The sequence below is a fragment of the Crateriforma conspicua genome, from assembly GCF_007752935.1.
GTDB lineage: Bacteria > Planctomycetota > Planctomycetia > Pirellulales > Pirellulaceae > Crateriforma > Crateriforma conspicua.
The window spans coordinates 5,026,970-5,042,157 of the sequence record NZ_CP036319.1 but is presented as its reverse complement, the minus strand read 5'-3'; the positions used below and the strand labels follow the sequence as shown (position 1 = coordinate 5,042,157).

At 59.0% G+C, this 15,188-nt stretch carries 12 protein-coding genes and 2 tRNA genes; 2 read left to right on the top strand and 12 right to left on the bottom strand.

The genetic code is table 11. The annotated features are described in order from the left end of the window. The first annotated feature begins 17 nt into the window (after positions 1–17). On the top strand, positions 18–2,780 hold the full coding sequence (locus Mal65_RS18455; protein ID WP_145300882.1) for a bifunctional acetate--CoA ligase family protein/GNAT family N-acetyltransferase: 2,763 nt from the start codon (positions 18–20) through the stop codon (positions 2,778–2,780). Positions 2,781–2,824: 44 nt separating this feature from the next. On the opposite strand, the gene Mal65_RS18450 is transcribed toward Mal65_RS18455, so the two are convergent. After that, positions 2,825–3,781, bottom strand: a complete 957-nt coding sequence (locus Mal65_RS18450) for a histone deacetylase family protein (RefSeq protein ID WP_196784281.1) — start codon at positions 3,779–3,781, stop codon at positions 2,825–2,827. A gap of 205 nt (positions 3,782–3,986) precedes the next feature. Between Mal65_RS18450 and Mal65_RS18445 the strand changes: the two genes are divergently transcribed. Beyond that, on the top strand, positions 3,987–5,078 hold the full coding sequence (locus Mal65_RS18445) for a ZIP family metal transporter (RefSeq protein ID WP_145300879.1): 1,092 nt from the start codon (positions 3,987–3,989) through the stop codon (positions 5,076–5,078). A gap of 40 nt (positions 5,079–5,118) precedes the next feature. On the opposite strand, the gene Mal65_RS18440 is transcribed toward Mal65_RS18445, so the two are convergent. The 11 genes from Mal65_RS18440 to Mal65_RS18390 all read right to left on the bottom strand — a co-directional run bounded on the left by Mal65_RS18440 (position 5,119) and on the right by Mal65_RS18390 (position 15,052). Further along, on the bottom strand, positions 5,119–6,315 hold the full coding sequence (locus Mal65_RS18440; protein ID WP_145300876.1) for a Gfo/Idh/MocA family protein: 1,197 nt from the start codon (positions 6,313–6,315) through the stop codon (positions 5,119–5,121). 207 nt (positions 6,316–6,522) lie between these two features. Further along, a tRNA-His gene (locus tag Mal65_RS18435) sits at positions 6,523–6,596 on the bottom strand. 92 nt (positions 6,597–6,688) lie between these two features. Further along, positions 6,689–7,027 carry a tetratricopeptide repeat protein gene (locus Mal65_RS18430; protein WP_145300874.1) on the bottom strand — a complete coding sequence of 113 codons (339 nt, stop codon included), beginning with the start codon at positions 7,025–7,027 and terminating at the stop codon, positions 6,689–6,691. 292 nt (positions 7,028–7,319) lie between these two features. Continuing rightward, positions 7,320–9,959, bottom strand: a complete 2,640-nt coding sequence (ppdK, locus tag Mal65_RS18425; RefSeq protein WP_165701573.1) for a pyruvate, phosphate dikinase — start codon at positions 9,957–9,959, stop codon at positions 7,320–7,322. Between the two features lie 595 nt (positions 9,960–10,554). Next, a tRNA-Leu gene (locus tag Mal65_RS18420) sits at positions 10,555–10,636 on the bottom strand. 280 nt (positions 10,637–10,916) lie between these two features. Next, positions 10,917–11,444, bottom strand: coding sequence for a 50S ribosomal protein L9 (gene rplI, locus Mal65_RS18415; protein ID WP_145300869.1), 528 nt, complete (start codon positions 11,442–11,444; stop codon positions 10,917–10,919). Between the two features lie 76 nt (positions 11,445–11,520). Next, a complete protein-coding gene (locus tag Mal65_RS18410; RefSeq protein WP_145300866.1) occupies positions 11,521–12,018 on the bottom strand; it encodes a single-stranded DNA-binding protein in 498 nt (165 codons plus the stop codon). Between the two features lie 58 nt (positions 12,019–12,076). Further along, a complete protein-coding gene (gene rpsF, locus Mal65_RS18405) occupies positions 12,077–12,499 on the bottom strand; it encodes a 30S ribosomal protein S6 (protein ID WP_145300863.1) in 423 nt (140 codons plus the stop codon). 81 nt (positions 12,500–12,580) lie between these two features. Beyond that, entirely contained in the window at positions 12,581–13,150 is a 570-nt protein-coding gene (gene pth / locus Mal65_RS18400; protein ID WP_145300860.1) for an aminoacyl-tRNA hydrolase, read from the bottom strand. A gap of 154 nt (positions 13,151–13,304) precedes the next feature. Beyond that, positions 13,305–13,922 carry a 50S ribosomal protein L25 gene (locus Mal65_RS18395; protein ID WP_145300857.1) on the bottom strand — a complete coding sequence of 206 codons (618 nt, stop codon included), beginning with the start codon at positions 13,920–13,922 and terminating at the stop codon, positions 13,305–13,307. 260 nt (positions 13,923–14,182) lie between these two features. Next, positions 14,183–15,052: an HDOD domain-containing protein gene (locus tag Mal65_RS18390; RefSeq protein WP_165701372.1), complete on the bottom strand. Its 870-nt coding sequence runs from the start codon at positions 15,050–15,052 to the stop codon at positions 14,183–14,185. Positions 15,053–15,188: the final 136 nt, after the last annotated feature.

The window sequence follows — 15,188 nt, the reverse complement described above, 5'->3', positions numbered from 1 at the left end:
GCCCGACGGATTGCGAGATGCCGTTTCGACCTTTGCGCAAGATCTTTTCGCCTAAAAGTGTGGCTGTGATTGGCGCCAGTTCGCGTGTCGGCAGTGTCGGGGAACGAGTGATCGCCAACCTGATCAGTACCGATTTTTCAGGCCCCGTTGTCCCAATCAATCCGGCCCACGATGCAGTCCATGGGCTGAATTGTGTTTCTCGTATCAGTGACGTGCCACACGCCGTTGATCTGGCGGTGCTGTGCACCCCCGCCGATGCGACGCCCGACGTGGTGGATCAGTGTGGCAAGGCCGGCGTGGGCGGATTGATCTGTCTAAGCGATGGCTTTCGAGAGATTGGTCCGATAGGGCGCGGGCGCGAAGACGAACTGAAGACCGTTTTGGCCAAGTATCCGCGGATGCGGATGATCGGTCCGAATTGTCTTGGCGTGATTCGCCCACCGGTCGGATTGAATGCCAGCTTTGCGACCGATGTGGTGCAAAAGGGGAACGTGGCGTTTCTTTCACAGTCGGCCGCCTTTTGTGCATCGATTCTGGATCGCGCCGCCAGCGAAGGAATCGGCTTTTCCTGCGTCGTGTCGGTCGGCAACATGGTGAACGTGACGATGGCTGATTTGATCGACCATCTGGCGTTTGATCCGCACACCGATGCGATCGTGATTTACTTGCAATCGCTGGCCGACGCACGGCGTTTCATGTCGGCCGCGCGGGCCTTCACTCGGTACAAGCCGATCATCGCATGCAAAGCGGGGCGGTACCATCAATCTGCGATCGCTGCGGCATCTCACACCGGTGCCATGGTGGGAATCGATGCGGTGTATGACGCCGCGTTTGCACGCGCGGGCATTGTGCGTGTCGATCAGGCGGAAGACTTGTGGGGCTGTGCGGAATTGTTGACCCGTTACCCGAATCGATGTGGTTCACGCTTGGGAATTTTGACCAACGCCGGGGGCCCGGGGGTGATGGCCGTGGATGCATTGATGCGATGTCGTGGGCAACTTGCAAAGTTGGATCCGCAACGCCGCAATGCGATGGACGAACTTTTTCCCAGCGGTTGGTCGCGTGACAATCCCGCCGTTGTTTTTGGCGACACCGATCCGGTCCACTACAGCGAAGCGGCCGACGTGATGCTGGCCGATCACGGCGTGGACGCTTTGTTGGCGATCCTGGTTCCGCAACCGCTGACCGATCCGGATCAAACCGCGCGGCGAATTGCGGATGTTGCCAAAGCACACCGGAAGCCTTTGATCGCATGTTGGATGGGCGGGTCGCGAGCGGCGTCCGGGGCGAAGTGGCTTCATGACCACGACATCGCGGTGTATTCCAGTCCCGAAAAAGCGGTCACCGCATTTGGGCATTTGGTGCACTACGGACGCCGATACGATCTGTTGTATGAAACGCCCAAAGCCGCACCGCCGGTGGTGGTCAGTGATGATCGGACGGTGGACGATTTGTTGGGCGGTGAAGGCGATGCCGCGGAAAAACAATCATCACAAGTTTGGTCGGAACTGCGTAGCAAGCGTCTGCTGGCGGCTTATGGGATCGATGTCACGATGCCGCAAGTCGTGCGATCCGCTAACGAAGCAATTGCCGTCGCCGATGCGATGGGGTATCCCGTCGCCGTGAAAGTCTACGCACCCGAATTGACTCACAAGACCGACGTCGGTGGTGTCGTGCTGAATGTCAGCAACGCCGAACAGGTGGCCGAAGCCTACCAGACGATCCATCAACGATCGGCACAGGCACGACCCGACATCCAGGTTCGCGGGGTCACGGTCCAGCCGATGTTGGTCGATCCGCTGGGCCGGGAACTGATCGTGGGGGCCAAACGCGATCCGGTGTTCGGCGCGGTACTGATGGTCGGCGCCGGCGGGATCGACGCGGAACTGTTTCAAGATTCGGCGGTCGAATTGCCGCCGCTTAGCGAATCGCTGTCACGGCGACTGTTGGAACAATTGCAATGTCGTCCGATGTTGGATGCGTACCGTGGGCGTCCGCCGATCGACATGGATGCTCTGCAGGATGCATTGATACGCATCAGCCACATGGTGGCCCAGCATCCCGAAGTGATCGAACTGGACATCAACCCGTTGGTGGTGACGCCCACACGAACCATCGCGTTGGATGCGACAGTCCTGGTCGATCACGATTGGAAGCCGATTGCGCCTGGCGATTTTCCACATTTGGCGATCCGTCCTTATCCCGATCGCTGGATTCGTGCGGATCGTCTGAGTGATGGCACCGAAGTGACGTTGCGTCCGATTCGGCCCGAAGACGAAGAAGCTTGGACACGGATGTTGGCGACATGTTCACAGGAAACGATTCGGTTGAGGTTCCGATACCTGTTCAAGCAAGTCGAACACGAAATGGCGGCACGTTATTGCTTCATCGATTACGACCGCGAACTCGCGCTTGTGGCGGAATACCATCCGCCGGCGCAGTCCGATGATCCGGCCATCGCCGGCAGTGAGTCTTGTTTGATCGGCGTCGGACGTTTGGTCGCCGATGCGGAAAATCATGAAGCCGAATTTGCCGTGATGGTTCACGACCGGTGGCAGGGAAGACGCCTGGGGTCCATCCTGACCGACCGCTGTCTGGAGATTGCAAAGCAACGGGGGCTGCAAAAAATCGTCGCTGAAACCGCCACGGAAAATCGTGCAATGCGGACCATCTTTCAAAACCGCGGCTTTCAATGCCGGCGGATCATTGGCGATGACACCTTGATCTTTACGCTGGACATGTCCGATGCGAATGCGGACGCAGAATCAAAGCAAGCGTAACAACCACGGGATGAACCGACGCGTCTGAACGGACGGCCAACGTCCTACGTACCGCGTCGATGTTCATCATCCATGAACGTCTCCAAATACAACGTCACACTGTCGGACAACGCCGTCGGGTCGTATCCGCCTTCGAGCACGCTGATGACCTTGCCCTCGCAATGAGTGTGAGCCAAATCTAGTATGGTTTCGGCGATCGTCTGGTAGTCGTCGGTTTCCCAGCCGAGCGAACCAACCGGATCATTGCGATGGCTGTCAAAGCCCGCGCTGACGATGATCAATTCAGGCGGATGTCGGCTTGCAAAGGCCTGCAGCTTGGCGGCAAAGGTTTCCATTTGCGTTTGCCGAGGTGTTCCAAACTTCACCGGCGCGTTGCATGTGGTTCCCAAGGCGGGGCCGGTTCCCGTTTCATCCTCACGTCCGGTGTGTGGATAAAACGGGCTTCGGTGCATTGAAAAAAACGCAATTTGCTCGTCTTCGTAAAACAGGTCTTGGGTCCCGTTGCCATGGTGCACGTCGAAATCAACGATCATCACTCGATTCATTTGATGCTGCTTCGTCGCCTGACGTGCCGCAACGGCGACGTGATTGATCAAACAGAATCCCATCGCTCGATCGGCCAGCGCGTGATGACCGGGAGGTCGGCTTAAGCACATGGCCGTTTTGGCGTCACCGGCGATCAATCGATCGACCGCGTCACAGACGGCGCCCGACGCCTTCAAGGCGGCGACCAACGACTGGTCGCTCATGATGGTGTCTTCGTCCAACCATCCGCCCCCGGCGTCCTGGGTTTGGGACAATCGATTCAGGTATTCCGCCGTGTGAACACGTTCGACTTGCAGCCGGCTTGCCGGTTCCCAGCCGGGCCGATCGCACAACGAATCCAGCCCGACAAAGTGCAGATGCCGAACCACGGTTTGCAAGCGTTCGGCGGATTCCGGATGACGTCCCGTGCGATGTTGCATGTAAACGGGATCGTAGTACAGCAGCGTCATCGTCATGATGCTCGGTCAAAGAAACGATTTCGGGCCCATGGATGCAACCTAACACGTTTGACGCTGCTTTGCCCGGCGATGGCGGACCTGGGGGGGCTGACATGCCAGGACGATCATTGCTTGCTGCCGCGGGGCGATTGTCGCGGTGTCCTATAGGCAACCAATTTGCGATCTTTTAGTGTGGGCGTTTCCTGTCGCTACCTGGACCGCCATGCCCGCTTTGCCGCTGCTGATTGCCTACTGTGTCGTGATCGTCTTTGCATCGTTGATCGGTGGACGGTTGTCTGCGATTTTGCGCATGACGCATCTGCGAACCCAGTTGCTGATGAGCGGTGTGGGGGGATTGATGCTGGGGATCGCGCTGCTGGCGATGCTGCCACATGCGACCGAGATGTTGGTGTCGGCATCACGCGCGTGCACCGGTGCGTTGACCGGCTTGATCGCGATGTTCCTGATGATCCGGCTGTTCCACACCCACGATCATGGCGGTCCGGTTTCGTCGCCCCATCACGAGGGTGGACACGACCATAGCCATGCCCACGGACACGACCATTGGGATGATCCGGGCACCGGACACGATCACGATTTGACCGACAGGCACGATTTGACCGACAGGCACGATTTGACCGACAGGCACGATTTGACCGACAGGCATGATGCGATCGACAGGCATGATGCGATCGACAGGCATGATGCGATCGACAGGCATGATGCGATCGACAGGGCGGCCGCCGATCCGCCATCACGTCCGCCTGGGACTTTGGAAGACGGGCGTAAACTCGGTTGGTTCGGCATGTTCTTCGGCTTGACGCTTCACACGCTGATCGACGGCGTGGCTTTGGCCAGCAGCGTGATGGCGGACCATGCCGGCGACGCATGGTTGGGGTTGGCCGGACTGGGAACTTTTTCGGCGGTGGCACTGCACAAGCCGCTGGACGCCTTCGCAATCCTATCGGTGATGCAGCGACAGCATTGGTCGCCGCGGGCCCAGACGGTCGCCAATCTCGTCTTTTCCACCGCTTGTCCGTTTGGTGCTTTGGCCTTTTTTGTTGGTACGTCTGCCCTGCAGTCACAGACCGAACTGTTGGGGTGGGGGCTGGCCGTATCAGCGGGCTTTTTTATCGGAATCGCCCTGGCCGACCTGTTGCCCGAGGTGGCATTCCATGACCACGACAAAGGCAAGCTGACCGCCGCATTGTTGATCGGTGTTGGGATCGCGGTGGGCATTGAGAATCTTCCCGGGCACCAACACACCCAAAACGATTCATCGCGACCCGCAGTCAACGCGGAAGCGAATTCCTGATGATTTGCCCGACGCGTGACTTGATCCATCGGTGATGGAGTCAGTCCAGATTGATCGTCGTGCCGGTGTCCAGACTTCGGCGCCCCGCCTGCAAGATCGCGGTCACATTGATTGTGTCTTTTGCCGTGGCCAGTCGCCCGTGAAAGTCGTCCGGTGTCGCCCGCCCCCGGCGAATTTCAATTGCGGCCTGCACGAACGCCTCTATGCTGCGATACCCGTACCCGGTTTGTCCGGCGAATCGGCCCTGGGCATCGGGCGTGTACTTCATGAACAGCGGATTGACCGATTGAAAACCTCGCCCGTCGGTCGCAACGCTATAGCCGCGATGGGCCTGGTCAACGGTCACCTCGCCTTGATGCCCCATGTAAAAGAATCGTTGCTGGGAATGCACATCCGATTTTGGTGCGATCCAGGAAGATGTGAAGACCGCCGTGCCCGTTGCCGTGCCGTCGTTCATTGCCCAGTCAACGGTCAGCGTGATCGTGTCTTCGGTGTCGATTCCTCGCCCCTTGGCATATCCCGTTGCCGCCGATGCGTGAACCGAAACGGGGGTGGCCATCGATCCGATCGACCAGTTCAAAAAATCGATGTGATGCGCATTCAAGTAGTAACTGATGTCGCTTGATTGACCCGCCCAAGACCGAAACGTGTCTAGCTGAGATTTGGGTTGGCTCATGTAGGCATGAAAGAACCCGAATGATCCGAGATTTCGAATGCGATCTCGTGCGTCGGCATAGATCGGATCCCAGCGTTTGTGGACTTCCATCGCCACCAAAACCTCCGCGTCGTTGGCGGCCCTGATCAGTTGCTGGTGCTGGTCGACGGTCAGGACGATCGGCTTGGCGATCAAGACATGGCAACCGTGCCGGATCGCATCCATCGCAATGGCAAAGTGTGTGTCGTCCGGGGTGAACACGGTGACGACATCCCCAGGATCCAGAGCTTCGATCGCCCGCTGGTACGCGGTTGGATCGCGGTCGACATCATCGGCCGGAAAACACAGTGCGGTCACATCTAGGTCGGCATAGGTGTCACCGATCACGCGTTGCAAATGATCGCGGATGCCCGGCATTTTTCGGCCGTTGGTGCCTGCCATCAAAACTTGTTCGACGATGCCACGGCGTCGCAGGTCGAATACCGTCAGTGCGACGACACCAGCGGATTTGTCGGAATCGGAAGCTTGATCGTGGACATATCCGGTCGTGTATTCGCCGGTGCCCACCATAAGGACCTTCATGGGGTGATGACCCGCTGGATTGAAGACGCGGTTCACTCGCGGCCAACGCCCGCATCATACCGGTGGCCACCATTGATTCGCTGTGGAAGCGTCGTGACCTAGGGATGGATCAGCGAGCGATCGTCCAGAAACGGCCGCCACCGAAAAATCGCACCGCGGCGAACCGGTGTGGGACTTACGGGCAAAGACGGCCGAAAGTCAAAAGAGGGTGACTGAGGGGATTCGAACCCCCGACATTCGGAACCACAATCCGACGCTCTAACCAACTGAGCTACAGTCACCGTGAAGAAAGCATGTGGCCGTTTCGCGATAAGTTATCGACGCGGCCGATCTTGGTCAATGACATTCTGGCGACCGGGCGGTCGCCGGCTTTCTACTGCTGCATTTGCAGCGTTTGTGCACGGGCCATCGCGTCTTCGGCCTTGCGAATGAATTCCTGGTCCTGCGTTCCCGCCCACGCACGCTGGTACGTCACGCTGAGCGCGGTGAAGTTGAACGATTCGTTGGGCTCCAGTTCGCATGCTTTTTCACCGTGCTGAACGGCTTCGGCGTGCTGTCCGGTCTTGGTGTAGACCCGCGCCAGGGCCAAGTGTGCCAGGACGAACGAATCGTCTTGCGCGACGATCTCTTCCAAGCCCTTGATGGCTTCCTCGAATTTCTCTTCGTCGATCAGTTTTTCGACGTCGTTGTACTGGGCGTGAATATCGGACATGGCTGAAAACCGTTTTCGCAATGGACGCGGTGGTGGTGAAGGATCGGTGGTTCGGGACGACCGACCGCTGAAAGCATCGCAACGACCGAATCCTGTCAATGGTCGGGGCTGCAAGGCTAACCGGGCTTGGATGCGGATGGGATCTACGACCAAACCGTTGGAATAAAATTCTAGGGCCGGTTCGTCATGGCGACGACCGGCCCTAGAGATTCAGCTTTTATGTTTGCCCCGACTCGCCCGTCGCCGGAACGACGACGTCAGAGGTTTCGGGGCCAGACGCAACCCGATGGAATTAACCCAGGGCAGCTTGTGCGGCAGCCAAGCGTGCGATCGGCACACGGAAGGGGCTGCAGCTGACGTAGTCCAGACCGACTTCGTGACAGAAGCGGACCGACTGTGGGTCGCCGCCGTGTTCGCCACAGATGCCGACCTTCAGATTCTTCTTGATGCTGCGGCCCTTTTCGACGCCCATCGACACCAATTGGCCGACGCCGGTTTGGTCGATTGATTGGAAGGGGTCGATCTGCAGAATCTTGTTTTCGATGTATTCCGGCAGGAACCCACCGACGTCGTCACGGCTGTAGCCGAACGTCATCTGGGTCAAGTCGTTGGTACCGAAGCTGAAGAAGTCGGCGTACTCGGCAACTTCATCGGCGGTCAACGCGGCACGCGGAATTTCGATCATCGTGCCAATCTTGATGTCCAACTTCCCGTCAAACTTCTTGGCGGCCTTGGTGGCTTCGATCGTTTCTTCGACCTTTTCACGCAGGATGCGAAGTTCGGCCGATGTACCGACCAACGGAATCATGATTTCCGGGTGAGCATCGATCTTCTTCTTAGCGCTGTTGATCGCGGCTTCGACGATCGCTTGGACCTGCATTTCCAGAATCTCTGGATAGGTCACGCTCAGACGGCAACCACGGTGGCCGAGCATCGGGTTGGATTCGTGCAGGGCTTCGGCACGCTTCTTGATTTCGGCGGGCTTGACGCCCAATTCCGACGCCATTTCCTTTTGTGCCGAGTTGTCGTGCGGCAGGAATTCGTGAAGCGGCGGATCCAACAAACGGACGGTCACCGGCAGCCCCTTCATGGCTTTGAAGATGCCTTCGAAGTCTTTGCGTTGGAACGGCAGCAACTTCTTCAACGCCGCGCGGCGATCATCTTCGGTTTCCGCCAGGATCATCGCACGCATGTGAATGATGCGATCGGCTTCGAAGAACATGTGTTCGGTACGGCACAGCCCGATGCCTTCGGCACCGAAGTCGCGGGCACGCTTGCTGTCGGCAGGCGAATCCGCATTGGTGCGAATGTTCAACGTGCGGTACTTGTCGGCCCAGGTCATCAGCTTGGCGAAATCGCCGGCCAGTTTTGGCTCTTGCGTTTCGACTTCACCAGCCATCACTTCACCGGTCGCCCCGTCCAGGCTGATGGTGTCCTTGTCGGTCAATGTGCGACCGTTGACGGTGATCTTCTTGGCCTTTTCGTTGATGTGAATGTCACCGGCACCGGCGACACAGCACTTGCCCCAACCTCGTGCGACGACTGCAGCATGGCTGGTCGCACCACCGGTGCTGGTCAAGATACCGACGGCGGCCGACATACCTTCGACGTCTTCGGGGCTGGTTTCGCGACGGACCAGAATGACATTTTCGCCGGCTTCAAATCGGCTGCGGGCTTCTTCGGCGGTGAACGCCAGCTTGCCGACAGCAGCACCCGGCGACGCGTTCAGGCCACGACAAAGGACGTCGGCGGCGTTGCGGGCGGTGGGCTTGAAGCTGGGCAGCAGGCAGTGAGTCAGGTCGGATGCCGGGACGCGGCGGACCGCTTCCTTTTCATCGATCAGGCCTTCTTTGACCATGTCGCATGCGATCTTTACCGCGGCGATCCCGTTCCGCTTGCCGGTTCGGGTTTGCAGCATGAACAGCTTGCCCTTCTCGATCGTGAATTCGATGTCCTGCATGTCGGTGTAATGGTCCTCAAGCGTCTTCTTGATTTCCATCAGTTCCTTGTGAGCCTTGCGGTCCCACTTGCCCATTTCCGACACGGGTTGCGGCGTGCGGATACCGGCCACGACGTCTTCACCTTGGGCGTTGACCAAGAATTCGCCGTAGAACTTGTTCTGTCCCGTGTTCGGGTCGCGGGTGAAACCGACACCGGTTCCGGAATCATCACCCATGTTGCCGTACACCATCGCTTGGACGTTGACGGCGGTACCGATCAGGTTGGCGATTTCCGTGTTGCCCTTGGCGGCTTCGATTCGGCGATAGCTGATCGCGCGGTCGGCGTTCCAAGAACCGAAAACGGCTTCGATTGCCAATTGCAGTTGGGTGATGGGGTCCTGCGGGAATTCTTCGCCACAGCCCTTCTTGTAAACGGCTTTGTAGGCGTCACACAGTTCCTTCAAGCCCTCGGCCGGAACCTCGGTGTCTTCGGTGACCTTGTACTTCTTCTTGATTTTGGTGAAGGCTTCTTCGAACGCTTCGTGTTCGATGCCCATGACGACGTCGCCGTACATGTTGATCAGTCGGCGATAGGCGTCGTAAGCGAAACGTTCGTTCTTGGTCGCTTTGGCCAAGCCTTCGGTTGCGACATCGTTCAGACCCAAGTTCAGGATGGTGTTCATCATCCCGGGCATCGACACAGCGGCACCGCTGCGGACGCTGACCAGCAACGGGTTGGAATCATCGCCGAAGGACTTCTTCAGTTCCTTTTCCAGCAGTTCGACGGCCTTGTGGACATCATCCATCAAGCCGTTTGGCAACTTCTTGCCGGCTTTGTAATAAGCGTCACAGACTTCGGTGGTGATCGTGAATCCGGGAGGAACGGGCAGACCGATCGACGTCATTTCCGCCAGGTTCTTGCCCTTGCCGCCCAACACGGCCTTGGTCGCCTTTTTGCCTTCGGTCTTGGTTTTGCCGAAGTAGTACACCATCTTGTCGGATGCCGCGGCGCTGCTACGCCGTGCGGTTGCGCGTCTTTGGGAGGCTGCTTTTTTGGCCATGTTTGTTCTCTGGGGAACGGTCGTTAAAAAAAGTCGAGGGTTAGGGAGATGCCCGTGTAAAACGTCATGTTTTGGCGGGCAATTTATTTGTGTCTTGCAATACGGTCAATGAGACAGCTGGTCCAGAACGTGCGGATGCGACCAACGAGCGCGTCAAGGGGAACCAGAGACCGGTTGCCGATCACCCGTCAAACGTCTTGCCGGCCAGCGTTCTGGTCGTCCGGCCGTCACGGCGGTCCTTCGTCTTGAGGCCCGAATTCGCCAAATCACGAAACTGTCATGCGACGGGGCCGTTGGCGTTCAGATGCGGGGCGACGCTGAGCAAACACGCCGCGCCGCAAACCGGTGCCAGCGACGAAAGATCCACACCGTGCCCATTGCGATCGGCGGCGGTTGAAAGGCCGGCGACGTTCCGGCAACGATGGGCTGCATCACGCCGCCGCGATTTTTTCCTTGCGGCGGTCAACAAAGCCTGCCGCGAAGGAGGCCGGTCGGCGGGTCCGTCGCGGCGACAAGGCGTCCGAAATGGGGCTGACAGGAATCGAACCTGCACTTCCGAAGAAACTGGAACCTAAATCCAGCGCGTCTGCCAGTTCCGCCACAGCCCCGCAGTGTGGTGATTGTGTCCGGTTCACCTTTCGCGAACCTAGAACCGTCGAATCTAAATCACGATGAAGTGGTGGTCACTCCGATGCTGACGCGAATCAGATACGGAGGCGACCTTCACCAATCGTCCGCCCCAGCCGAATCGATCCGGTGAGGGCGGAGGACAATGCTTTCGCAAAGCGATCGGGGGAACGCCCTGCGTGTCGTTTTCCGACGCGTGTCTCGTCCGGGTGCATGTCCGGGTGCATGTCCGGGCAAACGAACACGGCCAACGGCTTGCGATCAGGCTTCGGCCGATTCGGCGGTGACCGTCGGGACGACCCAGACTTTCAGGCTGGCATCGACTTCGCTGTGCAAGTGGATCTTGACCGTGTACAGACCCAGTTCCTTCAGCGGACCTTCCAGGCGGATCTGGTCTTGCGCCAAAGTGAAGCCGGCTTCCTTCAGGGCGTCGACGATTTCGTGCGGACCAACGCTGCCGTACAGGTGACCTTCGTCGTTGGCATTGGCTTCGATCGTGATCGACTGCTTGCCCAGTTCGTCGGCCAAGTCTCGCCATTCCTTCAGCTTTTCCAGTTCGATCGCACGCAGCTTGTCGCGGTGCTTTTCCACCATTCGCTTGTGGTGGTCATTGGCGATGGTCGCCAGGCCTTGCGGCAGCAGGTAGTTCAGCGCGTAACCGCGTTTGACTTCGACGATGTCGCCCTGCTTGCCCAGGTGTTCGATGTTGTGGATCAGCAACAGTTGGATGCCGCCGTTTTCGCCCTTGGGCAGGCGTTTGAACGTTTGCTTGTGACGGGTCGCAGGCATGATCGTGATCTGTGATGGAAATGGTGAATGAATGAAATGTTTTGGTTCGATTCGTCGGCCTTGGGCGGCGAGTCGATCAGAACGGGATGTCGGCGTCTTCGTATCCGGCACCTTCGCCGGTCGGCTGGGCGTCGCCACGTCCGGGCGGCGGGCCGGAATCGTCGCGATGACTTTGCGGCGGAGGGCCGCCCTGGGACGCTTCGCCTTGTGCGGGACGACGACCGCCGCCACCGCCGCCGGATCCTTCACGTCCGCTGATCAACTGCATGCGTTCGCCGATGACCCGCAGTTTGTAATTCTTCTTGCCGTCCTTTTCCCACGAATCCAGTTTCAGGCGGCCTTCGATAAAGATCGGAGAGCCCTTGCTTAGGTATTCGCTGGCGACTTCCGCGGTCCGTCCCCACAGGGTGACGTCGACGAAAGTGGTTTCGTCGACCCATTCGCCTTCGGCATTTTTACGACGGTCGTTGACGGCGATACCGATGTCGGTCACGGCACGTCCCCCGGGCGTGTAACGCAAGTCAATGTCTCGCGTCAAGTTGCCCATCAAGACGACGCGATTGTAGCTGGCCATCGGCGAGGTCTCCTTGTTGTGGTTTGGGGGATGTGACGGTGAATCGCGGAACGACGAATCAGGCTTCTGCCGGGGCTTCGGCGGCGGCCGGGGCCGGGGCGTCGCCGGATTCCGAATCGCCCGCTTCATCCGAATCCGACCCAACGATGCGTTCGCCGCGAGCGTTGGCCAGGATCGGTTCCACCAAACGTGGATCCAAGCGGATGGTCAGATGGCGAACGACGGCGTCATCCAAGTGGAATCCGCGATCGGTCTTGGCGACCACGTCGCCTTCGCCGGAGAAGTACACCAACCAATAGGTGCCTTTTTGGTGCCCGTTGATCGGGTACGCCAGCTTTTGTTCCATCCACAGTCGGTTGACGTGAACTTCACCACCGGCCGCCGTGACAACTTCTTCCACACGTTTTGCGACGCCACCGGGGTCGCGTGCGTAGTGGTTGCTGTCCAGGATCAACAGGGTTTCGTAGGTGTTGTTGGCCACTTTTCGGGGTCTCTCGTAAAAAGTGATTCGATGCCGGGCGATTCGTCACCGGATCGTTTCGTTGTCTGTGCGGCTTTTCGGTCAATCAGCCTTCGCGTTGTATCGGCTCATCACCGCCGTCATGTCGTCCACTGCCCAGTCCATGACGGCCCGAGCGGCACGATCGATCGCCGGATCGATCAACGACTGTTCCTGCGAATCGAAGCGACCCAACACATAGTCAGGCGTTTGCCAACCGGGTGGTGGTCGGTCGATTCCAACCCGCAAGCGGGCAAATTCTTCGCCGCCCAACATCCGAATGATGTCGGCCAGCCCTTTTTGGCCACCCGCACTGCCGCGTGGTCGGATCCGCAATCGCCCGGTCGGCAGATTCAGATCGTCGCAGACGACCAGCAGGTCGGCGTCATCCAATTTGAAAAAATCTTTTGCCTTGCGGACGCTGCGGCCGCTGGCGTTCATGTAGGTGTGTGGCCAAAGCAGGACCAGTTTTTGTCCGCCGCTGTGGCCTTCGGTCATTTCGCCTTCGAACTTCGTCTTCGCCCCCGGCGCTGCCAGCAAGCCGGCCAGTTTGGACAAGACGTCGAATCCGACGTTGTGCCGTGTTCCCTGGTATTTCCGGCCCGGATTGCCAAGCCCGACGATCAGTTTCATAAGACCGATGCGTGCTGTTGGACGTTACGGCGTGGTGGACCGGATGTGGTGGGATGCCAATGTATCGTGTGGTGCGGCGATCGACCGAGCGATGCGACGGACGGGTGGTTTGTGCGAACATCCGCCGACGCCGAACGGCCAAGCCGCGATCGGATCACTCCTCGTCCTTCTCGCCTCCCTTGGCGATGACTTCGGGTTCACCGCCGCCGGCTTCACCCACTTCTTCGCTTTCGGTCTTCGGCATCTCGATGTGGACCACGGTGGTCTCGGCCGGAGTGACCAGTTCGGCACCCTCGGGCAGAATGACATCACCGGCGGTCAGGTGCTGACCGACGCCCAGTCCGTTGACGTCCAGTTGAACCGATTCGGGAATGTCGCCGGCCGGGCAGCGGATTTCGACTTCGTGCAGGTTTTCCAGCAACAAGCCGCCTTCGCGAACGCCCGGGGCGTCGCCGACGGTGGTCAGTGCCACGGTGACGTCGACCTTTTCCCGCAAGTTGACACGCATCAAATCCATGTGCAGCACTTCGATCCCCAACGGATCCCACTGCATGTCGGCCACCAAAGCGGTTTCGTTGACGTCGCCCTTCAGTTCCACAGTGCGTCCGTGATGACGCAACAGCAATTGGACGTCGTCGGTGGGGACCGACAAATGTTCGTTACCTTCGCCGTGGCCATACAGCACGGCGGGCACCCGGCCGCTGCGACGCAGACGGCGGGAATCGGTGGTGCCCAAGTTGGTTCTTTTTTCGACCTGCAATATGTCTGCCATGGCAGGATCAACCTTCCAGTCGACTGGTGCTTGTTTTTTGAAACGGAATCGACACAGGCGAAACACCGGATCGGGTCGCGTGCCAGAGTCCGCAAGCACGTTCGAAACAATTTCGCCAAATTTTAAAAGGGCGTAAGTATGGCGAACCGATCGGCGATGGCAAGCCCAAAGCACCGCCGAAAAACACGCTTTTGGCGGGGCCAAAGCGAATCAGGGGCCTCCGCAGCCATCCGGGCACCCGGTCCGGCGTGGCGGCCGGCCTACTTTGCCAGCGGATCGGCGTTTCCCAGCGTTTCGTGAAGCTGGTGCCAGATCAGCATCAACATGTCCGAACTGATGTCCAGACGCTGAAAAACGATGTCGGCCGGCGTCGGCAAGGTGCATTCTTTTGCAATTGCCCGCCCGATCCGACAGCAAAGGTAATTGGAAATGACGACACAGCACAGCACCGGATCCAGCGTGTCCAGCGATTGGCCGGACAAATCATCGTGATGCCGTAACGCCACCGACTGGGCCGCGTCGGGCAATTCCCAGTGCTTCAGAACCGCCGCGCCCAGCGGTGCGTGGCTCCAACCGTTGCGGTCGAATTCGACCTCCTGGATCGTCGAAAGACGGTCGACCTCCGCGAAAACTTCCGCCGTTTCCCAGGGGTTCAGGGTTGCCGTGACGGCGACCCCGATGTCGTGAAGCGTTCCCACCAGCATCACACTGCCGGGGTCATCGACGCCACAGGTCCGCGCGATCATCGCCGATACCGCACCGACCCCAACGCTGTGGCTCCACAGCCGACGTGGGTCAAATCCGTCGGCCGGTTTGCACTGCAAGTACCGCCGGCGGACCTCCGCCAAGAACGTCAAACGCGCGATGTCGGCCGAACCAAGGGTTTGGATGGCTTCGGCTAGGTCGGAAAACGGCGTCGATAAATTGAACAGCGGTGTGTTGCACCAACGCAGCACACGCGATGCGAGTTCGCGGTCCGCCGCAAGCCAGCGGCACATCGACCGGCTGGTTTTTCCGTCCAACGCTCCTTCGGCGATCATCCGCCGCGCAGGTTCGCTCAGCGCGTATTCCCACCGCGCCTGTTCGGCACGCTGGGACAGCTGAGGAGTACGGGACGTGGTGGGAGGCATCGATCGGCGGCTTGGGTGTCGGCGTGACATGACCATGCGAACTCTGAACCATAGCTTTCGCAATTCGCCCTGCGGCACTCTGGCGACTGCCCCATCCGCCGAAGGGCGGGGATGAGCAAAAGGGTGTCAAGAAGTA